Below are 26,103 nucleotides of genomic sequence, written 5' to 3'. Positions count from 1 at the left end.
TTTTGGCGGACGATTTAACAAAATTTAACTGATAAAGATATTTATGGAAGCTAATATCGCTGTAAATTCTGATAATAAAGAGACCTGGAGCGGAGGTGGAGCAAGACCATTTGGCGCTAGTTATGGTAAAATGATGATGTGGTTCTTCATCTTGTCTGATGCATTAACCTTTTCTGGGTTTTTAGCTGCTTATGGTTTAACACGTTTTAAGTTTATAGATTCTTGGCCAATAGCCGATGAAGTATTTACTCACGTTCCTTTTTTCCATGGTAATTACCCAATGTATTATGTTGCATTTATGACTTTTATACTTATCGTTTCATCTGTAACAATGGTTTTAGCTGTAGATGCAGGTCATAAAATGAAACAAAAGAAAGTAGCATTTTACATGTTTGTTACTATCGTATTTGGTTTGATATTTGTTGGTTCTCAGGCTTGGGAATGGAAAACATTTATTAAAGGATCTTACGGAGCTTTAAAAACTACAGATAATCATATACTTCAATTCGTTAAAGATGGAGAGCAAATAGCTTTAGCTGATTTTGTTCAAAGTGATCGAACTGACGGTAGAGTTCAGCACTCAAGAAAAAATGGATTATGGTTCACTAATGAAGCTACAATTTCTCAATATTCAGTAGCTCAAGTACAAGAAGCATTCAAAAATGATCCTTCTTTACAAGTGAGAGGAGAGAAAATTGACTTAGCAACTAAAAAGAAAATTATCCTTTCAAGAGAAGAAAGTTTGAAACAAGTAGCTAAGGGGAAATTAGTAGTAGAAGGAGCAAATTTAAGAGATAACGAATATGGTAACCCTATTTTTGCAGATTTCTTTTTCTTCATTACTGGATTCCACGGTTTCCACGTATTCTCAGGAATAGTAATCAACATCATCATCTTCTTTAATGTAGTTTTAGGAACTTATGAAAAAAGAGGTCATTATGAGATGGTAGAAAAAGTTGGATTATATTGGCACTTTGTAGATTTAGTTTGGGTATTCGTATTTACATTCTTCTACTTAGTATAATTAATATTTAAAGTATTTAAAATGGCAGGTCATACACACGAGTCAAATAAAAGAATCTGGATAGTATTAGCAATATTATCTATTATCACTGCAGTAGAAGTAGGTTTAGGTATTGTAAAACCAGACGCTTTACACCTACATGGTCCAGGTACAAGTTGGTTAAACTGGATATTCATTATATTAACCTTAGCAAAGGCTTATTATATTGCTTGGGCGTTCATGCACTTAGAAGGAGAGAAAAAATGGTTTAGAAGATCTATAGTATGGACAGGAGTTTTCTTAATTTGTTACTTATTATTTATAGTACTTTTAGAAGGCGATTATTTATATGATACATTAGCGCCATTAATTAAATGGTAATAATATAAATTGGTGGTTTTAACCACCTTTTTTTTGCTTTAAACTATACACTTTTAATGAAAATTAGTAAAAAACATTTAGTTCTTTTTATCCTATTTATAGTTCCATTATTGTTTTATATATATCTACAAATGGGAACTTATAATTTCGGTAAACTTCCTATTGTAACTAAAAATGTTATTGATGTGAGTAACATTGATAAAAAATTAAAGTTTAAAGGAAAGGTTACAGTTGTAAACTTCATAGGAAAAGATACTACAGATAGTAGAGGAGAGATCTTTAATTTGAATGAAAAGATTTATAAGAAATTTTATGGATACACAGATTTTCAGTTAATTTCATTTGTAGATAAAGCGTACAAAAGCCAAACGGAAGCGTTACAAAAGAAATTAAGTAAGTACACTAACATGGTAAAGTGGAAGTTTCTATATGCTTCAAAAGAAGAAATAAATGCATTGTACGAAAGTTTTCAAACAAATGAGAAATTAGACGATAATATCCACACCATAAAAGCTTTTATCATAGACAAAGAAGTTGCCTTAAGAAGAGGGGAATCTACCATAAAGAAATTAAAAAAGAAGAAGCTTTTTGGTTATAATATGCAATCTGTTGCTGAGTTGAAGAATGATATGTTCGATGATGTGAAAGTTGTTCTAGCTGAGTATAGTTTAGCGCTTAAGAAAAACAATAGAAGTGAAGACAGAAGGATAAAAAGTATATCGAATGAAGAAAAGTAACTATTCTTATATAGGAATTTCATTTATTATTTTATTATTTGGAATATATTCTATTCCAAAGATTGTAAAGCATTTTCAAAAGGCTGACCTACATAAATTTGGAAAGGTTCCAAGTTTTGAATTTACAAATCAAAACGGAAAAACCATTACTGATAGTGATTATAAGGGAAAGGTTTATGTAGTAGAGTTTTTTTTCACAACATGCCCAACTATTTGTCCAATCATGAATAGAAAGATGGTGACTATACAAAATGAGTTTTTAGGAAATCCCAATTTTGGAATAGCATCATTTAGTATCACTCCTGATAAGGATACACCTGAAGTTCTAAAAAATTATGCTGATAATTATAAAATATCTCACGTGAACTGGCATATGTTAACAGGTAAACCTGTAGAGGAAGTATTTAAACTTTCTGAAACTGGTTTTAAGTTACCTGCTGGAGTAGGAGGTGAAGATCATGGAGGCTTTTATCACTCAGGTTTATTCGCCTTAGTGGATAAGGAAGGTTATATACGTTCTAGATACGATGAACACGGAAATCCAATTATGTATTATAGAGCGTTAGAAGAAGAAACATTTTCAGATCAAATTACCGAATTAAAACAAGATATAAAGTTATTATTAAATGAGTAATTTAACGATACAAGAAAAAAAATATAAAAAATTTATAACTATTGTTTCAATAGTAGTGCCAATAGCGGTTGCTGCACTGTTTGGAATTAAAATACCTGATGTAGAACCATTACGTTTTTTGCCTCCAATTTATGCTACAATGAATGGAATAACAGCTTTGTTGTTAATATTTTCTGTTTTAGCAATAAAGAAAGGTAATAAAAAAAGACACGAATTATTAAATACATTAGCTATAGTTTGCTCTGCGCTATTTTTAGTTATGTATGTTGCTTATCACATGACTTCTGAATCAACACCTTTTGGAGGAGAAGGTTTAATAAGATATATCTACTATTTTATTTTGATAACACATATATTATTATCTATTGTAATCATTCCTTTTGTGTTATTTACATTTATGAGAGCCAAGTTAGGACAGTTTGTTCAGCATAAAAAAATAGCCAAAATTGCTTATCCGCTATGGTTGTATGTTGCAGTTACTGGAGTTATTATTTATATCATGATTTCACCTTATTATGGTTAAAAAGATCTTATTTTTTGTTTTATTAATTACACAGTTAGCTGACGCTCAATGTGCCATGTGTAAAGCTGTTATAGAAGGAGGTAATGAGTCTGTTGCAGAGGGAGTTAATAATGGTATTACATACTTAATGGTGTTTCCTTATTTGTTAATAGGCTTACTTTTATTCTTTTTGTACAGACATAGAAAAAAAACTAATAGCTAATTTCATTCTTTTTTTGTAACATATTGTTTACTTTGTCGTCATATCGATACTTACTAAATAAACAAGATTGTGAAGAACAAAAAATTACTACTGTTATTTCCTTTTTTATTAGTCACTATACTTTCTTACAGTCAAAAAGAATGGACTTTAAAAGAGTGTGTTGATCATGCTATGAAAAATAACATACAGGTTAAGATAAACGAACTTAATGTACAAGTTGCAGAAAAAGATGTAAAAAGTAATAAAGGAAATTTTCTACCTACTCTAAGTGTTTCTACAGGAGGAGCTTTATCTACAGGTTCTACTTTTGATCCAGTTACACAAAACAGAACACCAAATACTACTTTATTCGGAGGGTCATTAGGAGTTGTTTCTAGTTATTCAGTTTTCAATGGCTATAGAAATTTGAATACGTATAAGCAGGCAAAACTAGGAGTAGAAAGAAGTAAGTTAGATTTAGAAGTAATAGAAAATGATATAGCATTACGAGTGGTAAACACTTATCTAAATGTTTTGTTTGCTAAAGAAAATTTAGAAGTAGCTAAGGTTCAAGCAGACATAAGTAAAAAGCAGATAGAGCGAGCACAAGCACAGTTTGATACAGGAGCTATTCCTAAGGGAGATTTACTAAATATTAAATCTACTGCAGCAAACGATGCTCAAAATGTTGTTACTCAAGAAAACACTTTAAACATAGCGTTATTAAATTTATCACAGTTATTACAAGTAGATTATGAAGGTTTTCAGGTAGCCAAAATAGAAATTGGTTCACCTTCTTCAGCTTTACTATATAGTAGTTCTAACGAAGTATATCAAAAAGCATTAAAAACAAGACCAGAGATTGATAAAGCCAAATTGAATATCGAAAATTCTAATTTTGCAATTGAAATAGCAAAATCTGGCTATTATCCTACAGTAGGACTTTCCTTATCTGCAGATTCTAACTATAGATATATTTTAGATCCATCTATTCCTACAGGTCAATTCTTTGATCAGTTAGATGGTAATTTAGGTTATAGTTTACGTTTTAATGTAACCATACCTATTTTTAATGGTTTTAGAAATGATGCAAATGTAGAGCGTTCAAAAATTCAGAAATTAATATCTGAGGAAAATTTAGAAGTAGAAAAATTACAATTAAAACAAACGATAGAACAAGCTTATTTAGATGCTAAAGCAGCTGCTAAAACTTTTGAAGCGGCAAGTATTTCTCTAGAATCTCAAGATGAGGCATTCAAGAATGCTCAAGCTAGTTATGAGTACGGAGCAATGACACGATTTGATTATGATCAAGTACGTAACAGATTAGTAAATGCAAAATCAGCTTTAATTAGAGCAAAATTTGATTATGTTTTTAAAACAAAAGTCTTAAAATTCTATTACGGTGAAAATATTTTAGATTAAAAGTAACTAACTATACTTAATCTCAGACCTCGCAAATTAATTTGCGGGGTTTTGTTTTATCTGTAATATATTTGCATACAAATTATATTTATGGCTTTAATTTTAAATATAGAAACATCAACTAAGAATTGTTCAGTATGTATTGCTAATCAAGGAAAAGTAATTTATCATAAAGAACTTCATGATATCAACTATTCTCACGCAGAAAAACTGCATCCATTTATTTTAGATGTTGTAGAAAAGTCTGGCGTTTCTATAAATGATTTAGATGCTGTAGCCGTAAGCAAAGGTCCTGGTTCTTATACTGGTTTGCGAATTGGAGTTTCAGCAGCTAAAGGACTTTGTTTTGCTTTAAATAAGCCATTAATAAGTATTGGAACTTTAAATGCCTTGGCACATTCTATAGATGTAAAAGAAGACGCTCATATCATTCCAATGCTAGATGCTAGACGTATGGAAGTATATTCTGCTGTTTATACCAATGAAAATTTAGAAATTAGAGAAGTAAAGGCTGAAATTATAGATGAAAACTCTTTTGAAGAGTATACAGACAAAAAAGTTTATTTGATAGGAGACGGAAGTGAAAAGTGTAAAGAGGTGTTAAAACACGCTAATTTTATCTTTATTGAGGATAAGCATCCGTCATCTATACAAATGGCAGAATTAAGTTACATAAAGTATAAAAAAAACGACATCGAAGATGTCGCTTATTTTGAGCCTTTTTATTTAAAAGATTTTATGGTAACACCACAAAAGAAATAATTATAATGAACTATAATATCTTAAGATTCTAAATAAATCTTCTTTTCTTTTATGTTTTAATCCATTTTCTTTAGCAAACTTTTTAACCTGATCTTTCTTATCTCCCATTAATTTAAAGAAAGCTTTCTTTTTCTTAGGTAACTCTTTAAATTTTCCATCTTTATAACGTAAATAGTATACGTCTTTTAACCTTTTAAATCTTGCAGGTTTAGCTATATCGTAACTAGAAACGGCTTGTTTTGCTTTTAAGAACTTAACTTTTTGCTTAGATAATAAAGTAAAGTTATCTAAAACTAATTCTTCTTTGTAATAACCAATCGTTTCAGTTTTTGGATTTTTTAATACAGTATACGCTAATTTTAAGCTGCTGTTATAAACTTTATTACCTTCTTTTCTTGGTAATTCATAAGTTTTAGAATTAGCTTTAATTTCTACTACATCTCTATAAGCATTATATCTAAAAAGTACTTCGTTTGGGTATTCATTAATTTTCCCTTGGAAAAATTCTTTAACAATGTATGGTGATCCATCTACCCCAGTGTAATCTACACTTTTTCCTTCTTTGTTAATTAGGTCACTAAAGAATCTCCCCCTAGATCCTACATTAGATGAACCTATGCTTTGTGCAAAAGTGCTAGTAGTGATTAAAAATACTAAAAGCTTAAGAACGTTTTTTTTCATGATTTTTATATTTAACTCTATTTTTGAATTTCGACCGAATGTGGATAAGGTATTTCGATCCCCGCCTTATCTAATTCAATCTTTGTGTTTTCTATAATGTGAAAATGTGCATTCCAATAATCTGAAGATTTCACCCAAGTTCTAGTGATAAAATTCACCGAACTATCTGCTAATTCTCCAACCAATACTACAGGAGCTGGATCTTTTAGTGTGAATGGAGTGTTTTCAGTAACAGATAAAAGTACTTCTTTTGTTTGCTTTATATCAGCATCATAAGAAACACCAAAAGTTAAATCAACACGTCTTTTTTCCTCAGATGAGTAATTAATTATATTTCCATTAGATAATACACCATTAGGAATAATTACTTCTTTATTGTCTACAGTATTTAATTTAGTAGTGAAAATTTGAATGTCCTTTACAACTCCTTGTTCACCTTGAGCCTCAATATAATCACCAACTTTAAAAGGTCTAAAAATCATGATAAGTGCACCACCAGCAAAATTTGATAATGAACCCTGTAGAGCCATACCTATTGCTAAACCTGCTGCAGCAATTATAGCAGCAAAAGATGTAGTTTCCACACCAAGTTGTCCTGCAACAGTAACTAATAAAAAGATTTTCAATGTCCAGTTTACTAGACTTCCTAAAAATCCTCTCAAAGAAGTATCAATACCTCTTTTTTCCATTAGTTTACGAACTGCCTTAGTAACAATGCTTATTATCCATAATCCAATAATTAATAATAATAAAGCTGCAACTACTTTTGGGGCATATTCTACAAGTATACCCTTTAACTTGTCTATGTTTTTTTCCATGTTTAAATTGATTGTTAACTGAGGTTTTCAAATTAACAGTCTACATAATCTAAAAAGATTGAATACTTGATCTATCTTAATAAAGATTACGTAGTATAACAGTTAAAAATAAATAACCCCTACCTGTTTAATAAATTTTTTGAATGTTTTGTGTTATAATTAACATTTTGTCAATTAAATAAATAAAAAAAGCGGCATTTTATACCGCATTTTATAATAGTAGTAGTTTTTTCTTAGTTTACTTCAAAGGTTACCTTTAAGTTTACTCTAAATTCAGATACTTCGTCATCTTTAACAACAACACTTTGTGATTGTACAAATGCCGATCTGATGTTTTTTACAGATTTTGATGCTTGACTCACTGCTTTTTTAGTCGCATCTTCCCAGCTTTTTTCTGAATTAGCTAGAATTTCAATTACTTTCATTACTGCCATAATAGATTTTTTTAATTAATTATTAGTTACAAATATAAAACTATTTGATATTCAAATAGGAAAAACACTCAATGTTAATTTAATGTAAACAAAAGTTTGTTTAAAAGTAAACTTATTGTTATATTTGTAATGCAAATGTTAATGATTAAATGTTTTAGATATGAAAAAATTAGTAGTTTTAATTTGTTTCTTAGTTGTAGGAAGCATGTATGCGCAAAATGAAACAAAACCTTTATACGAAAAAGAAGGTGATTTAATAAAAGTAACTCACTTCCATGATAATGGTAATATCAAAGAACAAGGTTTTTATAAAGATAAATTACTCCATGGAAAATGGGTCATTTATGATGCGCAAGGAGATAAAAAAGTTATGGCATTTTATAACCAAGGAAAAAAAGTAGGTAAATGGTTTATCTGGGAAAAAGATGAATTGAAAGAGATAAACTACGAAAACAATGCTGTTGCAAGCATACAATCTTGGAAAGAAAGCACTAAGATTGCAGTTAAATAAAAAAGGCTACTACAAAATATAACAAAACCCAGTGAACACTTTCACCGGGTTTTATTTTTTTTAGCAAAAATTATGCTTGCTTAATCGAAATTACTATAAACCTCTGGTCCAACCAGCTGTCCATGAAGGAGCGTCAGCTCCATTACCTGCACCAGTAGCAGTTCCTTCAGTTAGGAAAGAAGAACCAGCAGCACCAGTGTAATCAGTAATTTGGAAACTAGTAGCGTTGTTAGCAAACTGAACATTAGTCATAACTAAATCTCCATTTTCAATTCTAACAGCAGCTTCAGCATCAGTTGACTTAACTTTAACTCCTAAGTCAACTGCAGAGATATAGAAGTTATCAATAGTAAAGTTTCCACCACCTTCTTTGTAGAATAATGCACCTTCAGTTACAGTTCCCACAACAGTGATGTTTCTTAATGTTAGGTTTGTTACAGGCATAACATCACCGTTATCTCCATTATTTGAAGCCTCAACACCAGCTTTAGCACTTCCTGAAATGTATACGTTTTCAATTGTACCGTTATATCCGTCAGCAACGTCTAATGAATCATCACCAGAATTTGTACAAACTAAGTAGCTTCCGTTAACAGTACCTCCAAAAAACTCGATACCATCATCTCCACCTTCAAAAGACTGAACGTATTCTACAGTAGTTCCGTTACCAACACCGAATAAAGAAAGTCCGTTGAACTCTTTTGAAGAGTTAAAAGTAGCACCCGTATATTCAATTCTTAAATAACGAATAGATCCTGAATTATCTGTAGTTTCAGTACCACCATATGTTAAACCAGCAACTTCAGAAGTAGCAACAGCACCTACGTTAGTTGGAGCTTTACCACAAACTACTAATCCACCCCAATCTTTAGGACCTGGAGTTGCAGCACCCGAAGTCATGATTACTGGATCATTAGCAGTTCCTTCTACAAATATTTGACCTCCTTGAGCTACAGCAATATAAGAAGAAGTACCTCCAGTTGCTTTTATAGTAGTTCCTGCAGGAATAGTTAATTTACCACCGTCTTTTACTACAAATGCACTAGTTAATAAATATTCAACATCAGCATTTAAAGTAATATTTCCAGTTATTTCACCAGCTAAGTTTTCAGAAGTAACTCCACTGTTACTTAAACCTCTTGTCCAGCCAGCAGCCCATTGTGGAGCAGCAGCACCACTACCGGCACCAGAAGTTACACCTTGAGAAATGAATGATTGGTTTGTACCAGCATAATCAGTCATATTAAATCCTGAAGCGTTAGAAGCAAACTGAACATTAGTCATTACTAAGTCTCCGTTTTCGATTCTTGTAGCAGCTTCAGCATCTGTATCTTTTACTTTAACACCTAAATCAACCCCTGAAATGAAAAAGTTGTCGATAGTAAAGTTTCCTCCACCTTCTTTGTAGAATAAAGCACCTTCAGTAACAGGGCCTACAACAGAAATATTTTTTAACGTAGCGTTAGTTACAGGAGTAACATCACCATTATCACCATTATTAGAACCTTCAATACCAGCTTTAGCACTTCCAGAAATATACCAGTATTCACCAGTACCAGCCCATCCGTCAGCGAAGTCAATTGAATCATCACCAGAATTTGTAGCAATTAAATATTTACCATTAACAGTACCTCCGAAAAATTCAATACCGTCATCACCACCTTCATAAGATTGTACGTACTCTACAGTAGTTCCGTTACCAACACCAAATAAAGAAAGTCCGTTAAATTCTTTAGAAGAATTAAAAGTAGCACCAGTATATTCAATTCTTAAGTAACGGATAGATCCTGAATTATCTGCAGCATCTGTACCACCATAAGTTAAACCAGCAACTTCAGAAGTAGCTGTAGATCCTACGTTAGTTGGAGCTTTACCACAAACAACTAATCCACCCCAATCTTTTGGAGCTGGGTTAGCAGCACCTGAAGTCATAACAACTGGATTGTCTTGGTTACCATTAATAAATATTTTACCACCTTGAGCTACTGCAATGTAAGCAGAAGTTCCACCTGTAGCTTCAATTTTTGTTCCAGCAGGAATGTTTAAAGTTCCTCCGTCTTGTACAACGTAAGCTCCAGTTAACTTATAAGTTACATCTGCTTCTAATGTAACTTCTGTAGTTACATCACCAGATAAATTAGCACTAGTACAAGGTTGGCATGAAGACCCCCCACAGTCTACTCCAGTTTCATCTCCGTTTTGAATTCCATCAGAACAAGAAGAAGTTCTAACTGGATCGTCGTCTCCACATGATACAACGAAAGCTAGCGTAGCAACCATGACTATCAAGCTAAAAATTTGTTTTTTCATTTTAATAAAAATTTGTGTTCTTATATATTTTCAATGCTACAAAAGAAACAACCCAAGATTAATTCAATGTTTTATGAAAATTAATCTTGGGTTATTGGATTGTAAATAAAATGTTACGTGTATCTAGAATTTATATGATAAAGAGAAATTAAGATTAACACCTCTTCTAAAAGATAAAATAGTAACATCTTGGTTGTCTTGAAATCTTTCGATACTAGGATTTAATAAGTTTTTAGCAGAAAGACCAACACTAATATTTTCGTTTATGTTAGACTTTAAAATTAAATCTAAAGTTCCATATCCTTTGTCTACTAAATTCCCTTTACCTTCAGTTCCTAAAGCAAAAATTCTATCTGAAAAATAGTTGAAAACTATAGTAGATTGGATATTCATACCATTTCTAAAATCTTTTAAATATGTGAAATCTGTATTTAATAAGAAGTCAGAAGCTCCAGCAAAACCATCTTCTTCATTAGAAAAATCTACACTAGTTCCAGGGTTTTCTCTAATGATTTTTTCTTTATTTAACTCTTGGTTATGCATCATGTACGATCCATTAAATCCAAAAGTTAATTTGTTGTTTAATGTTTTGTCTTCTGTTTCAGTTTCAAAATTGAAAAGATTTTTTCTTAGTTCTAATTCAATTCCATAAGCAATACCCCAATCACCAGTATTGGCATAGCTAATATCATTAGAAGCAGAATTGATTTGCACTTCATTAATAGGGTTTTCAATATACTTACCAAATAAACCTGCTGAAATAATTTCTTCTTTTTCTGGGTAAAATTCCCATTTGAAATCAACATTATAGTTGTCTGAAGAATATAAGTTAGGGTTACCTAAAGAGTTGTTTACAATATCTTCGAATAAGAAAGGAGCTCTTTCTTTAAATTGAGGTAAAGTATATGTTTTACTAGCTGCAAACTTTAAATTGTTCTTGTCATTTAAAGTATATTTTAAAGAAGCTGAAGGTAAGATTTGAGTTTCGTCTAATTCACTTTCTCCAGTTAAGATAGAGGTATTGTAGAATAAAGATTGATTGATTTTTTCTCCTCTTACACCAAAAATACCAGTGAATTTATCTGAAAACTTATATTCAAGTTGTGCATAGGCAGCATTAATGTTTTGTGTACCTCCATAAGTTTGTGGTAAAAGAACATCTATCGTGCTACTTAGTCCTCCTCTAAATGTTCTAATTGCAAATAGGCCGGCATTAAAATTTTCTTGATTGAAATAGCTATCTAAATTATAAACATCATCAACAATAGGTTGAGTTACGGTTCTTAAAGTAATGGCAAAGTTAAATTGAGTAGCATCAAACTCTACATCTTTAAACCTTCCGCTGTAACCTAATTTTAATTTAGCTCTATTAATATCGTCTGCATCTTTAGCAAATTTGTATGTGATACTAGAATTCGCAGCAATTTCTTCTTCTTCTAGATCAGAGAAAAATCTATGATTATCAGAGTCATTACTAATTAATAAAAAAGACTTAGGTCCATTTGGCTCGTCATTTCTATTTGGTAAAACAGTACTTTGCTTTCTATCTGGAACGTTATTTTTATTAAAGTTATATGAAGCTCCCCAGTCGAATTCAATATTTTCACCAAATTTATGATCTCCTAATAATTGGTGAACAAACAATGTGTTTTGAATATAAGTTTGTCTTTGAATAACAGCACCACCTTCTGGAGCATTATCAAAAATATCATAAATACCTTGATAATCGTCATGAGTATCGCTAGAATTGTTAACCATTAAACCATTATACTTAAATTCATGAGATTTATATTTTAAACGTAAATTACCCATTGCAGTAGTATTCGTATTATACGTGTAAGATTCTCTTACTAAATCTCTTCGAGCAACTGCTGAAACGTTTACGTCTGCTCTTGTAACTCCTTGTTGATACGTGTAATCATTGTTAAAAGAACCAACAGCAAAGAAACTTAATCTAGTATTTTCAGATAAATTAAAAGAATCTCCACCTTTAATGGCAATTGAAGTATTTACTGGAGCATTACCTTCTTGTCTGTCCCAGCTAGTTGTAAAATTATAATTGTTTAATGGAAATGCAGGATAATTAGTTTTGTAAAAACCAAAACTATTAGGTCCATCTGAACCGTAAAAAGTTTTATTATTCGCTACTGTATTAAGTCCTGTACCCAAGCTAATCTCAGCAAATCCTTTTCCTTTATAAACTTTTGAAGAAATATCAACATTAGCACCTGCAAAGTCCCCATAGTTATTAAGTGCATAAGTTTTGTCAATTCCAATGTACTCAACGATATCAGTAGAAAAAATACTTAAATCGATATTTTTCTTAGAAGGATCGTTAGATGGTAAAGGTAATCCATTAAGAGTAGTTACATTGTATCGATCTCCTAGACCTCTTACAAATACAGAACCAGAACCTTCCTCTTTTGATACTCCAGTTGTTTTTGTAACTGCTGTAGCAACATCTCCAACACCTTTTCTAGCAAGTTCTTGATTTCCTATTTTTTGTTGTATTACAACAGCCTTTTTTTGCTCTAATAAAAGAGCACTTTCTTTCTCTCTATTGACAGTAGTATTAATCTGAACTTCTTCTAATTGTTCACCACCACTAGCACCAAGTTCTTGGTTTATAACTAAAGTCTTACCAGCTACAACTGTAATTGGCTTTTCTATAGTTTGGTACCCCACAAAACTAAAAACTAAAGTGTGATTTCCTGCAGGAACAGAAATGGTATACTTTCCATCTAAATCTGTATTACCACCGATAGAAGTACCTTTGATAAATACATTAGCAAATGGTAAGCTATCACCATTCATTTCTTTATCAGTAACAGTCCCCGTAACTGTACCTTTGTCTTGTGCACCGACCATTTGACACAGACAAACTAAAGCAATCAATAAAATTTTTTTCATTTTTACGTATTCTAAAATCAATTGCAAAAGTCAACTGATTGTGTAAACAAAAGGTTACTTTTAAATTATGCTTAGTTTATTAGAATGTTTATTTTATGTTAAGTAAAAGGGTTTTAAAAGTTAAGCCAAATAAAATAGCTACTTCAGTCTAGATAAAGTAGCTATTTGTTTATTAGTTGATTATGTGTATTAATTAGCAAGTCATTAATGAATTTTCTTTTCTAAAGAGTGTTTTTGGCCTTTATAATCTGTAGATCTAATTTTAATCTCGATCAGAATTTTTGTTTAATCTTAATGGTAACTATCAAAAAATGTTTTTGAGTTCCATTATTGATTTCTATTTTAGTTCTGAAAGAGCTAGTGGTTTATTTATTTTAATCTATGGCTTTTAACATTTTCTTACTGTCTAAATATTCAAAGTATCGTGCTGAAATTTTAAACTTCTCATCTAAAATTATTATTGCAGGGAGTGAGAAGTCTTTATTGTTTCTTGAAGCTAACAGTAAAGGAATATCATGAGTAGGATTTCTTTTTTTTCCAATTTGTTTATTAATAAAAGTATCACCTCCAAAGAAAATGGTATCGGTACTTTCAGCATTCATTTTAACAGCATAATAACTAGTGTTTAATTTTGAAATAACTTTAGGGTTTTTAAAAGCTACCTTTTCCATTTTTTTACAATAAATACACCAGTCTGCATAAAAGTCAATAAATACTTTTTTAGGCTTTACAGAAAGAGAGTCTTCTAGTTGCTCAAATGTAATCCAGTTAATGCTACTATCTTTTTGAGCTATTATAGAATGAGATAAGAAGTAAAATAATAGTATGTATGTTACCTTTTTTATATGCATAATTGTATAAAATAGAGATTGTAACCAGTTGCGCTTTTGCATTAAAATTATGTCAATTCGAGTGATTTTTAAGAGTAAGAATTTTAACTTTTAAACAGTTCTCGATACATCCCGATTTCACATCGAGTTACTCGAACTGACATCTTTTAGCTATATTATATTAATGAAATTTCCCAAATTTTATACCTACAAAAAATGTTCTTGGTAGATTAGGACCATAAACATAGTCTGAATCACGACCCGCACCTGTATCAAAATCATCTTGATAACTATTAAATAGATTATTAATTCCACCCGATAAGGTAATCATAAAGTTGTCGTTAAAATCTATGTGTTTTTCAAGTTTTAAGTTTAAATCAAAAAAAGGATCCACTTCGTTTAAAGCTAAAAAACCTGTGTCACTTATAACTAACGGTACTATCATTTTGCCAGTATATGTACCTGTAAGGTCTATATTGAATTTTTTACTAGGTAGCCAAGTAGCATTAAGATACCCATAAAAATTAGGAACTCTAACAAATTCTTCGATAATAATATCGTTTTCTCCAGGAGTTCCATCGCTTTCAAAAAGTATTTGTGGTTCATCATACTCAGTACGTTGTAAAGTTCCACCCAATTGAAAACGCCATTTAGAATTTGGCGAAATTCCTAACTCAAAATTAGAACCAAACACACTAGCATCAGAACCATTACGAACTTCTTCAAGTATAGAGCCGTTTGCTAAAGTAGCACCTGTACTTACTAAAGTAAAAGGATCTTGTAAACCAGTAAAAAATGTTTCTAAGAGTAAATCGACTTGTAGTAAATTAATCGTTTTTGAATAATTAAAAGACCATGTAAATGCATTGGAAAATTCAGCATTTAAATCATCTGATAAAATAACAAACTGTTGTTCGCCTCCTACACTAGAAATATGTAAATCTTCATTAAATGCTTGAGGTGCTCTAAAGCCACGTGCATATCCGCCTCGCAGTTTTATTTCTTTAGAAAGTTGGTAAGATAGTGTCAACCTAGGAGAGATTGCTGTTTGATTAATATCAGCTTCCCTAGATATTCCACCGATAGTATATTTACCATCAACAGCTATATGATCTAATCGAGTGCCAAATAAAGCCGTAAACTTTTCAGAAGGTTTCCATTCGTATTGTGCATAAACACCTAATGAATTTACACTTTGATCAATCAATCTATTATAACCAGGAATTATATCTTCTGTATTACTAATGTTATACTCAGCACCAGCTGTAAACACATCATTATTTTTCAGGTATTTCGTGAACTGAGCACCATTAATCCAAGCTAAATCTTTAGTAGTTCCAAACGCATTATTAGCTGTGATACTATCTTGTCTTGTACGAGCACCACCTAAACCACCATAATAACTATCTCTATTAGTATATGAAGCGGATGTGTATAATTGAAACTTGTTCGTGTTATCTTTGCTACTTATTTCATAGTCTGCTCCACCGATAAAAGTATCGTGATCAAGTTCTTCTGTAATATCTGTAAATTGAGGAGCTAATTCTAAGCGATCACCACCACGTCTGTATTCACGTATAGCGTTTAGATTTACTGAAATTCTACTACGATCATTAGGTTTTATAAAAGCTTTTGCTCCTACAGTTGTATTGCGTAATTCTACAATTTCAGTAAAACCGTCATTATTTGCATCATAAGATTCTCTGTTACGATAAGTTCCATATAAAGTAACACCACTGTTCAAATCATCTGCAACATTAGAAGTGTTGAAAGTAACATTTTTGTCCCAAGCATCTCCGTCAATAATAGCTAGATTGCTACCAACTTCCCATGTGTTTAAAACAGGGTCTTTCGTGATGATATTTATTGTACCTGCAATAGCATTAGAACCAAATAATGCAGAACCACCACTACGAACCACTTCAACGCGATCTATAATATTTGTAGGAATTTGCTCTAAACCATATACGCCTAATAATGAGCTGAAAACAGGACGACTATTTAAAAGTATCTGTGTATATCCGCCATCTAAACCGTTAAGTCTAACTTGTGTAAATCCACAGTTTTGACAATTGGTTTCCACTCTTACACCAGGTGCATAATTTAATCCGTCTGCTACAGTAAGAGATTGAGTAGCGTTTAATAAGCGTGGTTTTATAGAAGAAACTATAACAGGAGTATTTTTTCGTTCAACACGATTTCTGGTTGCGCTTACAACCACTTCATCTAGTCCTAATACATCTTCTATTAGTTTAAAGTTTACTTTCTTGCTCTCCCCTTTTGTTATCGTAATTTCCCTTTCTACACTACGAAACCCTTGTGAACTTACAACTAAAATGATTGTTCCTGTTGGTGTTTCAAAGCTGTAGTTTCCATATTTATCTGTTGTGGTGTTTAAGTTACTATTCTTAATTAAAACAGTGGCAAATGGTATAGGTTCTTCTTCCGATGTTATGGTACCACTTACTGTAGCAGTTTGTGCTTGAATTGTAATTCCAAACAATAAGAATATGATTGAATAAATGGGTTTCATTTTGTTTTTCTAAAATTTATTTCAGTACAAATATAAACTAATTTTTAGACTTATCTAAAAATTGAATTTCACTAATGTAAATTTTTGTATGTTTGCACAAGAAAAATCAGTTATGTTTTCACAATCTGAAGAAAATTATATTAAAACAATTTATCATCTAAGTATAGATTTTGATGGAGGTATAAGTACAAATGCTATAGCCAAACAGTTAAGTACTAAAGCTTCTTCTGTTACAGATATGGTTAAGAAATTATCTGAAAAAGAAGTTGTGGTATATAAAAAATATCAAGGTGTTACTTTAACTGATTTGGGAAAGAAAGTAGCAGCAAGCATTATTAGGAAGCATAGATTGTGGGAAGTTTTTCTAGTAGAGAAGCTCAATTTTTCTTGGGATGAAGTTCATGAAGTTGCAGAACAGTTAGAACATATAAAGTCTCCAAAGCTTATTTCTGAATTAGATGCATTTCTTGGGCATCCAAAGCAAGATCCGCATGGAGATCCCATTCCAGATGCAGATGGAAATATTCACCAAATAGAAAAAAAACTATTATCGTTGTTAACAGTAGATGAAGAAGGTGTTTGTGTTGGTGTTGACGACACTTCATCTGAGTTTTTAAAATTTCTAGATAAGCAAGGAATAGGTTTAGGAAATCGTATTAAAATAGTAGAAATTGAACCTTTTGATGGTTCTCTAGTAATAAAAGTAAATGAGAAGGTTCTTACCATCTCAAATAAAATAGCAAGTAATTTATACATACAAAAAAGATGAGTTTTTTTGATCAACTAGTTAATTTCGCCAAGGAACATCCAATTCAAGGAGCATTATATGCTTCGTTGTTTACTTGGGGATTAACAGCATTAGGTGCTGCGTTAGTTTTCTTTTTTAAGAAGTTGAATAGGGCAGTTTTAGATGGAATGTTAGGTTTTACAGGTGGGGTGATGGTAGCTGCAAGTTTTTGGAGTTTATTATCACCAGCTATTGATAACAGTCCGGGTGAAGGTTTTGTAAAAGTTATTCCTTCAGCAATTGGTTTCGCATTAGGAGCATTAGCTTTATTCGGAATGGATAAATGGCTACCACACTTACATATCAATTTTAAAGAAGATGAAGCGGAAGGTGTAAAAACGAATTGGCATAAAACAACATTATTAGTTTTAGCAATTACATTACATAACATACCTGAAGGTTTAGCAGTGGGAGTTTTATTTGGAGCTGCATCTACATTAGTAGGAGTAGAGCAAACGGAAATGATTATTGCTGCTATTTCTTTAGCAATTGGTATTGGTATTCAAAATTTTCCAGAAGGATTTGCAGTAGCAATGCCTTTAAGAAGACAAGGTGTAAGTCGTAGAAAAAGTTTTTGGTACGGACAGTTATCTGCCATAGTAGAACCTTTTGCAGCTGTATTAGGAGCATTAGCAGTTTCTTTCTTTACACCAATTTTACCTTATGCTTTAGCTTTTGCAGCAGGAGCGATGATTTTCGTTGTGGTAGAAGAAGTTATTCCAGAAACACAAAGAGATAAATACACAGATATAGCTACACTAGGTTTTATAGGTGGATTTATCGTAATGATGTCTTTAGATGTTGGTTTAGGGTAAAAAAGAATATACTTATCCATAATGTGCAATAATAAATAAACGTCAACCTGAACTTGTTTCAGGTTCTCATCATAAATCTTTGTTTCTTAATATTATGTGATTCCGAAATAAATTCGGAATGACGCTAAAACATCAAAAATGATTTTTAACGGATATTCAAAAAAAGAATAACACTTTATATAAAAAACGAAAAGAGACGCTAATTTTTTAGTGTCTCTTTTGATTTATACAGTAAGTTTTAAATGTTATAATCGTTTTAATAATTCCTCTGTAGAAATTACTTCAGCAAATTCTTCATTCAAATTCGCTAGTGTAGTTTGATGAATAGTTTCAGCAGAGAAAACTTCTCCGTTAATTCCTTTTCTATCAAATGTTGCTGTGGCATCAGAAATTAAAAAGGTGTTAAAACCTAAATTTCCAGACATTCTTGTCGTTGTAGAAATACAATGATTTGTAGTTAATCCAACAATTACAACGGTGTTGATATTTTTCTCTTCTAAAGTCTCTTTTAGATTTGTTCCTATAAAAGCACTATTTACATTTTTAACAATTACAGGTTCGTTTGGTAAAGGTTTAATTTCATCACAAAGTTCGAAACCAGGATGTGATTCATGTAATAAAGATTTCGGATCTTGAGAACTATGCATAATGTGATACACAGGTAATTCAGCAGCTCTCCATTTTGCTAAAATCTCTTCACATTTTTTTTCAGCATCTTTATTGTTTCTATTTCCACCCCAATAATCTTCGTCTTCAAATCCTTTTTGAATATCAACAAGTAATAAAGCGGTATTTAAATCTTTTAAGCTCATAAGTAATTAGTTAGAAAAATCAATAATAGATTGTCTTTCTGTATTTAAAGTAAGTTTTGTAATATCTGGTCGAGAATAATGTCCGACACAATCAAAATTATGACGTTCTTCTAATACTTTCTGAAAATCAATTTCTCCAGTAAAAAGTCCTTCTTTTCCTGTAGCTGGCGGAATTATCCATTCTCCATCTGGGCCAGCAATACAAGATCCTCCGTTTGCTAAAACTTCTGGAGCATTTTTTACAATAACATCGTAGTTAGGTGTGTCTTTAGGAAAATCTTTAATACTCATAAATCCGCTAACAGAAACTACAAACGATCTGCTTTCTTTAGCGATAAATTTCGTGATATCAAAAGTGTTTCTTTCTGCACCAGGCCAAACAGCAACATGTAAATTTTCACCTTGAGCATATAAAGCAGTTCTTGGTAATGGCATCCAATTTTCCCAACAATTTAAGCCGCCAACTGTAAAGTCTTTTAATGGGTGAACTTGTAGTCCATGTCCATCTCCAGGAGACCAAGTGAGTCGTTCTTCGTATGTAGGTTGTAATTTTCTGTGAACAGATTTAATTTCTCCTAATTCATTAATGTAAACTAGTGAGCAATATAAACTATGATTTCCTCTGTTAGCTGCTCTTTCAATAATACCTAAATAAATAGCGATTGATTTTTCTTTAGCGATTTTGCAGATATCATCTAAATCGCCTTTTTCAATCTGAACAGAATTCTTGATATAATGAGCATGTATCTCTTTTTGGATTTGTGAATTGAATTCAGAACCATTAGTTATCGATAACCAAAACGGATATCCAGGTAATAATCCTTCACCAAATATCACAAGATCACAATTTTCATCTGCTGCCTGAAGAATATAAGATTTCACTTTATCAATGGTCTTTTCTTTGTTCAGCCAAACAGGAGAGATTTGCGCCATTCCAATTTTTAAGATACTGCTCATTATAGTTATTTAGGTTTGTTTGTTACACGAATATATTCAAAAATGAGATGAGAATTTTAAAATGAAAACGGATTTAACAAATTGTTATAAAATGTAGAGTTTGCAACAAAACTCGTGTGTTATAAGTACATATACCGTATGCGTACATCAAAAAATTGTTTTTAAAAGCAGCTTGTTTTTGTTTTGATGAAAATTTTAAAACAGAAAAAATGAAATTAAAATTGATGGTTGTATTGTTGTTGCTTTTGACTAGTAATTTCTATGCGCAAAAAAGTGTTCAACAATACGAATTTAAAAAAGGAGAGGTATTAGATATACTTTTAATTAGTAATACCAAGAAAGATTTTAACAAACTGTTCGATCGCTATAAGAAAACTATTTTTCCTGTGGGAGTTAAATATTCCTTCACTCCGCAGAAAGGATTTAAAACAGGTGAACTAATTTTAGGAAGTTATCTTCCGAAGAGTTTGATCTTTGGAAAGTGGGAAAATATTGTGAAGAGAGAGCAGTTTTTAAATGTTATTGAAAAAGAAGTTCCAGATTTTCATGAACAAAGAAGAAGGTTGTTTACACATTTTGAATTAGCATATTATGAAATACAAAGTGATATAAAATTTGAGATTAATCGAAATAAATATAATGTAGTCACCTCATTTTGGAAGAATAATAAGAAGAGTGAAAAATTTATAAAAGATTGGATTCAAGAAGTTGAAAAATCAGGAGGAAAGATTATTATAAAACTAGCAAACGGAAAATCTCCTTTAGGCTATTATTATAATCCAACTTTAGTTACGATTGTAACTTGGGAAACTAAGCAAGCGTTTCAGTCTTTTTTAAAGCGACATCCATTATCAACGTATAAAGATTTAAAACATGTACATCAATTTGTAATTGATTAAATTCACCACAAAAAATATGCAGACAATACTTAATCAACTTATTTATTTTGGCTTTTTCCAAAGCCTGTTTATCATTAGTATTTATTTTATTTCTTTAAAAAAGAGGGAGTATATTAATAGTTTCATGTTGATTTTAATTGCTGTTCTCTCTGTAGGTTTTCTAGGTAAAGTTTTGCATAGTGGTGGTTTTTTCAATAAGAATTTTAGACTAATTGCTATGTCGGAGTTTTCTGCCTTGCTATTTGGTCCAACTATTTTCCTTTTTGTAAGATCTGTATTGCATAAACAAAAGTTTGTGAAGAAAGATATAGTGCATTATGTGCCTGGTTTCTTCTATTCAATATTCATTTTAAGTTATTTTATTTTACCATCTAGAGAAACCCAATTGGCTAGAAATAAAGTTGTTCCGTTAATGCATGTAATTTATATGTGTCATGCTGTGGGATTAATCGTAAACATTTGGTATTGGTTTTTGGGTGTTAAAGTTTTTCGATCTTTTTCTGAAGTATATCGAAAAGAGATTTCTTATGTTCCGCATACAAAGTTCTTAAAGAATTTTCTTTTAATAACAGGATTGTGTTTGCTGGTTTGGTTGATTTTATTTTTAACCAGTTTCTTAGGTTTCCCAATGTTAGAAAGAAATGCAAGACCATACATCTGGCTGATTTTCACATTCATCATTTTCTTTATTACCTACTACTTAATGTTGAATCCAAAAGTGTTACAATCAATTCCAGAGTTAAAAGAGAAAAAGTATCAGCAATCAAAATTAGATGTTCAAGATTTAGAACGATTAAAAGTAGATTTAGAACAATTAATGCTAGAGAAGAAACCGTATTTAAATAATAAACTTTTAAAAAAGGAATTAGCTGAAATGTTAGGAGTTCATAGTCCAGAGTTATCAAGATTATTGAATGAAAACATAGGAATGAATTTCTTTGAATATGTCAACTACTATCGAATAAAAGAATTTGTACAATTAGCAGAATCAGAAAAAGGAAAACAACTCACATTTTTTGGATTAGCCCAAGAAGCTGGATTCAATTCAAAAACAACATTTAATAAATCATTTAAAAATTTGATGGGAGTATCCCCATCAGCATATTTCAATAAAAATCAGTAAAAAATGAAACATAAAATTATCATTCTATTTCTTTTAGTCAATGCAGTAGTGTTTGGACAAATAAAAACTCCAAGTCTAAGTCCAAAATCTGTAAGTACACAAAGTGTCGGACTTTCAGAAATTACTATTGAATATTCAAGGCCAAGTAAAAGAGAGAGAAAAATCTTTGGCGAATTATTGCCGTTTTCTCAAGTATGGAGAACAGGAGCAAATGCAGCTACCAAAATATCGTTTTCAAAACCAGTAAAAGTAAACGGTCAATTATTAAAAAAGGGAAGTTATACGTTGTTGAGTTATCCAAATAAAAACAATTGGGAAATTAAATGGTTTAACTATTCGAGTTCTAGATGGACAAATTATGTAAAGGAACAGCCATTGATTACGATACAAGTTCCGGTAAATAAAATGGTATCTAATGTAGAAACTTTAGATATCCGTTTACAAGATATTACGTTAAACAGCGCTAAGCTTTTTATTGAATGGGAAACGACAAGAGTTGTAATTCCTCTAGAATTAGATGAGCAGAAAGAAATATTAAAATCAATAGATAAGACCTTATCTGGTCCTAGTAACAACGATTATTTTAGAGCGGCAGTTTATTTGCACGAAACAAAAACAGATTTAGACAAAGCTTTAAATTATGTTCAAAAAGTTACGAGTTCGAATAAAGCTTTGTTCTTTCAAGTAACAAGAGAAGCTTTAATACTTAAAGATTTAAATAGAAAATCAGAAGCTTTAGATTCAGCAAAACGAGCTTTAGCGTTATCAGAAAAAGCGAAAAACGACGATTTTATAAGAATCAATGCTAAACTTATTAAAGAGTTACAGTAACTCAAATATTAAAATTACCCTATTTATTTAGGGTAATTTTTATTTACCTTGCATAAAATTTAGTACGTGCAAGATACATCTGTTTTTCAAATATATAATGCTTCAGCAGGTAGCGGAAAAACGTTTACACTTGTTAAAGAATATCTTAAGATTTTGCTACAGTCGAAAGATATCTTTTACTTTCAAAAAGTTTTAGCAGTTACATTTACCAACAAGGCAGCAGGAGAAATGAAAGAAAGAGTGTTAAAAAACTTAAACGCTTTTTCTAATGGAGAGTCTACAGATATGCTAGAATTGATCTTGCAGGAAACTCCAATAGATGTAACTATAATTAAAGAAAGAAGTCAGAAAGTTTTAAATGCGATTCTTCAAAACTATTCTGCATTTTCAATTACAACTATCGATAGTTTTACGCATAAGATTATTAAGAATTTCGCTTATGATCTTGGACTAACTTTAAATTTTGAAGTTGAAATGGATGCGGTTTCATTACTGAATGAAGCTGTTGATATTTTAGTCTCTAAAATTGGTATTCGAAACGATATTACTAAGCTTTTAATTGAATATTCTGCATCTAAAATAGATGAAGATAAATCTTGGGATGTTTCTTTTGAATTGAAAGAGTTTTCTAAGGTTTTACTGAGAGAAGATGATGTAAAACATTTCAGGAAATTAAGTCAGAAAACCGTTGGAGATTTTAATGCTTTACAGGATAAGCTGAAGAAAAGTAAAAAGGAAGCAGTAAAAAGATTAAAAGAAATTGGGGCAAGAGGATTAGAAGTAATAGCAACTATGAATCTCGATCATAAAGATTTCTATTATTCTTTAATTCCTAAACATTTTATTGCCTTACAAAAAGATCCTTTACAAGCTAAGTTTTTTGATCAAAGTAAACTGAAAGAAAGAATAGAAGAAAATATGTTCTATTCGAAATCAAAGTCTGAAGATATTAAATCTGCAATCGATGGAATTCTTCCAGAACTTTTGAATCTCTATTTTGAATCAGAAAAGATTTTTCAAGATGTATTATTGCAACAGTTAGCTTTAAAAAGTTTGGTTCCATTAGCGGTGTTAAATAATGTCAATAAGGAATTAAATACCATTAAAGAAGAAAATAATATTCGATTAAATGCCGAATTTAATCAACTGATTTCAGATCATATTAAAGATCAACCTACACCATATATATATGAAAGAATTGGTCAGCGTTTCATGCATTATTTTATTGATGAAATGCAAGATACTTCAATCTTACAATGGCAAAATTTAATTCCTTTAATAGATAATGCGTTAGCACAAGAAAGTAGTAGTTTGTTGTTAGTAGGAGATGCAAAGCAAGCGATTTATAGATGGCGTGGAGGAAAAGCAGAACAGTTAATTAATTTGAGTTCTTCTGAAAATGTAACTTTCAATATTGAAAAAGAGTTAAAACTTTTAGGAAGAAACTTTAGAAGTTATTCTGAAGTTATCAATTTCAATAATGATTTTTTCCAGCATGTAGCCACCTTATTTTCTAATCCGAATTATAAAGAGTTATTCATAGAAGGAAATCAGCAACAAGAAAACAGTAAAACAGGAGGTTGTGTTAGTATTTCGTTTTTAGAAAAGAAAGAAGATAAAGAAGAAGAGAAAAATAAATATCCAGAAAAAGTTTATCATCAAATTGTAGAGTTGCAGAAGGAATACGCTTTAAGTGAAATTTCTGTTTTAGTTCGCAAAAAAAAAGAAGGAATTGCTGTTGCGAATTATTTATCGGAAAAAGGAATTCCGATAGTTTCTTCAGAAACATTATTGTTAGCAAATAGTAATAAGGTATTATTCATCATTAATTTTTTGAAATTAATTTTATATCCTAATGACGAGCAAAACCGATTCGAGTTACTATGTTTTCTTCATAAGCATTTACAAACAAAAAGTGATCTACATACATTTCTAACAGATAAGGTAAAGTGTAGTTTGCCAACTTTCATAGAGTTGTTAAATGGTTTAGGAACGAATTTTAAATTAGAGCTTTTTAATACGTTGCCTTTCTACGAAAAGATAGAATATATCATCCGTGGATTTTCGCTATTAGAAACATCAGATGCATACGTGCAGTTTTTTCTTGATTTGGTTTTAGATCAACAGGGAAGAGGTGTTACGATTCAAGATTTCTTAGACTTTTGGAGTTCTAAAAAAGATAATTTAAGTATAGCAACACCAGATGAATCTGAAGCGGTTAAAATAATGACGATTCATAAGTCTAAAGGTTTAGAGTTTCCTGTGGTTATTTTTCCTTTCGATTTAGATATTTATCGACAAGTAAAACCTAAAGTTTGGTTTCATAATTTGTCAAACGACTTTTTAGGTTTTGAAGAGTTGCTTATCGATTACAGTAAAAGTCTCGAATATATTAATGATTTAGGGAAGGAAATTTATCATCAACAACGACAAGAATTAGAATTAGATAATTTCAACCTATTATATGTTGCATTAACAAGATCGGTAGAGCAATTACATATTATCACGGAGAAAAGATTGACTAAATCTGGTGAAAATATGAATTATTATTCCGGAGCTTTTATTTCTTATTTGAAAAAAGTAGGAAGATGGGAAGAAGATGTAAATGAATACGTTTTTGGAGAATCAAAAAGAAATAGTGAGAAAGTTGTTGTTGATACTAATAAACTGAAATTACAAGATCAATTTATTTCTACTTCTTGGCAAGATCACAATATTGTTTTGTTGTCAAGTGCATCGAAAGTTTGGAATACCGATGCAGAAGAAGCTGTTGCTTATGGAAATATTACGCACGATATTTTGTCTAAGATAAAAACGAACGAAGATGTAGATGAAATTTTAAATTTTTATAAGAGTAAAGGAGATTTAGATGTAGAGGTTTTAGATAATCTTGCTGTTCGAATTCGAAATATTATAAATCACCCTAAGCTTACTTACTTTTATTCCAATCAGGTAACGGTTGTTAACGAAAGAGAAATACGAAACGGTATGGATGAAATTATTATTCCAGATCGTTTAGTGTTCTATAATAATATGGTAACTGTTATCGATTATAAAACAGGAAAACCAGACCGTTCACATATACATCAAATTAATAAATACGCCAACGATTTAGGTCTGTTGAATTTTAAGGTAGATAAAAAAATATTGATATATATAAATGATGAAATTTTAGTGGAAGAAATTGCATAATTTTACCACACAAA

Annotated in this window: 24 protein-coding genes; 15 read left to right on the top strand and 9 right to left on the bottom strand. The window is 30.9% G+C overall.

The features are described from left to right. Positions 1 to 43: 43 nt before the first annotated feature. The 8 genes from AQ1685_RS19015 (at position 44) to tsaB (ending at position 5,646) form a co-directional block, all read left to right on the top strand. Positions 44 to 1,024: a cytochrome c oxidase subunit 3 gene (locus AQ1685_RS19015; RefSeq protein WP_095074695.1), complete on the top strand. Its 981-nt coding sequence runs from the start codon at positions 44 to 46 to the stop codon at positions 1,022 to 1,024. A gap of 21 nt (positions 1,025 to 1,045) precedes the next feature. After that, positions 1,046 to 1,384, top strand: coding sequence for a cytochrome C oxidase subunit IV family protein (locus AQ1685_RS19010; RefSeq protein WP_095074693.1), 339 nt, complete (start codon positions 1,046 to 1,048; stop codon positions 1,382 to 1,384). A gap of 56 nt (positions 1,385 to 1,440) precedes the next feature. Then, positions 1,441 to 2,121, top strand: coding sequence for a thioredoxin domain-containing protein (locus AQ1685_RS19005; RefSeq protein WP_157730289.1), 681 nt, complete (start codon positions 1,441 to 1,443; stop codon positions 2,119 to 2,121). Next, positions 2,108 to 2,755 carry an SCO family protein gene (locus tag AQ1685_RS19000; RefSeq protein WP_095074689.1) on the top strand — a complete coding sequence of 216 codons (648 nt, stop codon included), beginning with the start codon at positions 2,108 to 2,110 and terminating at the stop codon, positions 2,753 to 2,755. Before AQ1685_RS19005 ends, AQ1685_RS19000 begins: the two co-directional genes overlap by 14 nt. Continuing rightward, positions 2,748 to 3,278, top strand: a complete 531-nt coding sequence (locus AQ1685_RS18995; RefSeq protein WP_095074687.1) for a DUF420 domain-containing protein — start codon at positions 2,748 to 2,750, stop codon at positions 3,276 to 3,278. The genes AQ1685_RS19000 and AQ1685_RS18995 overlap by 8 nt, the downstream gene beginning before the upstream one ends. Continuing rightward, positions 3,271 to 3,480 carry a hypothetical protein gene (locus AQ1685_RS18990; RefSeq protein ID WP_095074685.1) on the top strand — a complete coding sequence of 70 codons (210 nt, stop codon included), beginning with the start codon at positions 3,271 to 3,273 and terminating at the stop codon, positions 3,478 to 3,480. The genes AQ1685_RS18995 and AQ1685_RS18990 overlap by 8 nt, the downstream gene beginning before the upstream one ends. Before the next feature lie 69 nt (positions 3,481 to 3,549). After that, positions 3,550 to 4,884 (top strand): TolC family protein, encoded by a 1,335-nt coding sequence (locus AQ1685_RS18985; protein WP_095074683.1) that lies wholly within the window; start codon positions 3,550 to 3,552, stop codon positions 4,882 to 4,884. Between the two features lie 90 nt (positions 4,885 to 4,974). Continuing rightward, entirely contained in the window at positions 4,975 to 5,646 is a 672-nt protein-coding gene (gene tsaB / locus AQ1685_RS18980) for a tRNA (adenosine(37)-N6)-threonylcarbamoyltransferase complex dimerization subunit type 1 TsaB (protein ID WP_095074681.1), read from the top strand. Here tsaB and AQ1685_RS18975 read toward each other — a convergent pair whose 3' ends face one another. The 3 genes from AQ1685_RS18975 to AQ1685_RS18965 form a co-directional block, all read right to left on the bottom strand. Continuing rightward, entirely contained in the window at positions 5,647 to 6,327 is a 681-nt protein-coding gene (locus AQ1685_RS18975) for a hypothetical protein (protein ID WP_095074679.1), read from the bottom strand. Between the two features lie 17 nt (positions 6,328 to 6,344). Next, positions 6,345 to 7,145 carry a mechanosensitive ion channel family protein gene (locus tag AQ1685_RS18970; protein WP_095074677.1) on the bottom strand — a complete coding sequence of 267 codons (801 nt, stop codon included), beginning with the start codon at positions 7,143 to 7,145 and terminating at the stop codon, positions 6,345 to 6,347. 233 nt (positions 7,146 to 7,378) lie between these two features. Then, positions 7,379 to 7,579, bottom strand: coding sequence for a dodecin family protein (locus AQ1685_RS18965; RefSeq protein WP_095074675.1), 201 nt, complete (start codon positions 7,577 to 7,579; stop codon positions 7,379 to 7,381). 160 nt (positions 7,580 to 7,739) lie between these two features. On the opposite strand from AQ1685_RS18965, the gene AQ1685_RS18960 reads away from it, so the two are divergent. Next, positions 7,740 to 8,090 (top strand): toxin-antitoxin system YwqK family antitoxin, encoded by a 351-nt coding sequence (locus tag AQ1685_RS18960; protein WP_095074673.1) that lies wholly within the window; start codon positions 7,740 to 7,742, stop codon positions 8,088 to 8,090. Between the two features lie 93 nt (positions 8,091 to 8,183). Here the strand turns inward: AQ1685_RS18960 and AQ1685_RS20425 are convergent, their stop codons facing one another. From AQ1685_RS20425 to AQ1685_RS18940, 4 genes are all read right to left on the bottom strand, one after another. After that, positions 8,184 to 10,400 carry a hypothetical protein gene (locus tag AQ1685_RS20425; protein ID WP_175577904.1) on the bottom strand — a complete coding sequence of 739 codons (2,217 nt, stop codon included), beginning with the start codon at positions 10,398 to 10,400 and terminating at the stop codon, positions 8,184 to 8,186. 123 nt (positions 10,401 to 10,523) lie between these two features. After that, complete coding sequence (locus tag AQ1685_RS18950) at positions 10,524 to 13,310, bottom strand: TonB-dependent receptor (RefSeq protein ID WP_095074671.1); 2,787 nt, start codon at positions 13,308 to 13,310, stop codon at positions 10,524 to 10,526. A gap of 374 nt (positions 13,311 to 13,684) precedes the next feature. Continuing rightward, complete coding sequence (locus AQ1685_RS18945; protein ID WP_231970214.1) at positions 13,685 to 14,203, bottom strand: thioredoxin family protein; 519 nt, start codon at positions 14,201 to 14,203, stop codon at positions 13,685 to 13,687. Positions 14,204 to 14,321: 118 nt separating this feature from the next. Next, positions 14,322 to 16,673: a TonB-dependent receptor gene (locus AQ1685_RS18940; protein WP_095074667.1), complete on the bottom strand. Its 2,352-nt coding sequence runs from the start codon at positions 16,671 to 16,673 to the stop codon at positions 14,322 to 14,324. A gap of 112 nt (positions 16,674 to 16,785) precedes the next feature. Between AQ1685_RS18940 and AQ1685_RS18935 the strand changes: the two genes are divergently transcribed. After that, a complete protein-coding gene (locus AQ1685_RS18935) occupies positions 16,786 to 17,442 on the top strand; it encodes a metal-dependent transcriptional regulator (protein WP_095075124.1) in 657 nt (218 codons plus the stop codon). Beyond that, the gene (locus tag AQ1685_RS18930; RefSeq protein ID WP_095074666.1) at positions 17,439 to 18,275 is read left to right on the top strand and encodes a ZIP family metal transporter; all 837 of its coding nucleotides are present in this window, start codon (positions 17,439 to 17,441) and stop codon (positions 18,273 to 18,275) included. Before AQ1685_RS18935 ends, AQ1685_RS18930 begins: the two co-directional genes overlap by 4 nt. A gap of 245 nt (positions 18,276 to 18,520) precedes the next feature. Here the strand turns inward: AQ1685_RS18930 and AQ1685_RS18925 are convergent, their stop codons facing one another. Together AQ1685_RS18925 and AQ1685_RS18920 are read right to left on the bottom strand one after the other, a co-directional pair. Continuing rightward, positions 18,521 to 19,087 carry a cysteine hydrolase family protein gene (locus AQ1685_RS18925; RefSeq protein WP_095074664.1) on the bottom strand — a complete coding sequence of 189 codons (567 nt, stop codon included), beginning with the start codon at positions 19,085 to 19,087 and terminating at the stop codon, positions 18,521 to 18,523. Positions 19,088 to 19,093: 6 nt separating this feature from the next. Next, on the bottom strand, positions 19,094 to 20,044 hold the full coding sequence (locus tag AQ1685_RS18920; protein ID WP_095074662.1) for a carbon-nitrogen hydrolase family protein: 951 nt from the start codon (positions 20,042 to 20,044) through the stop codon (positions 19,094 to 19,096). A 209-nt stretch (positions 20,045 to 20,253) separates the two neighbouring features. Between AQ1685_RS18920 and AQ1685_RS18915 the strand changes: the two genes are divergently transcribed. From AQ1685_RS18915 to AQ1685_RS18900, 4 genes are all read left to right on the top strand, one after another. After that, positions 20,254 to 20,943, top strand: coding sequence for a hypothetical protein (locus AQ1685_RS18915; protein ID WP_157730288.1), 690 nt, complete (start codon positions 20,254 to 20,256; stop codon positions 20,941 to 20,943). A gap of 124 nt (positions 20,944 to 21,067) precedes the next feature. Then, positions 21,068 to 22,066 (top strand): AraC family transcriptional regulator, encoded by a 999-nt coding sequence (locus AQ1685_RS18910; RefSeq protein WP_231970213.1) that lies wholly within the window; start codon positions 21,068 to 21,070, stop codon positions 22,064 to 22,066. A 3-nt stretch (positions 22,067 to 22,069) separates the two neighbouring features. Then, entirely contained in the window at positions 22,070 to 22,897 is an 828-nt protein-coding gene (locus tag AQ1685_RS18905; RefSeq protein WP_095074658.1) for a DUF2911 domain-containing protein, read from the top strand. A 66-nt stretch (positions 22,898 to 22,963) separates the two neighbouring features. Continuing rightward, positions 22,964 to 26,089 (top strand): UvrD-helicase domain-containing protein, encoded by a 3,126-nt coding sequence (locus AQ1685_RS18900; protein ID WP_095074656.1) that lies wholly within the window; start codon positions 22,964 to 22,966, stop codon positions 26,087 to 26,089. Positions 26,090 to 26,103 lie beyond the last annotated feature (14 nt).

This window comes from Tenacibaculum jejuense, from assembly GCF_900198195.1.
Classification (GTDB): Bacteria; Bacteroidota; Bacteroidia; order Flavobacteriales; family Flavobacteriaceae; genus Polaribacter; species Polaribacter jejuensis.
This window is presented reverse-complemented; position numbering and strand designations above follow the sequence as displayed.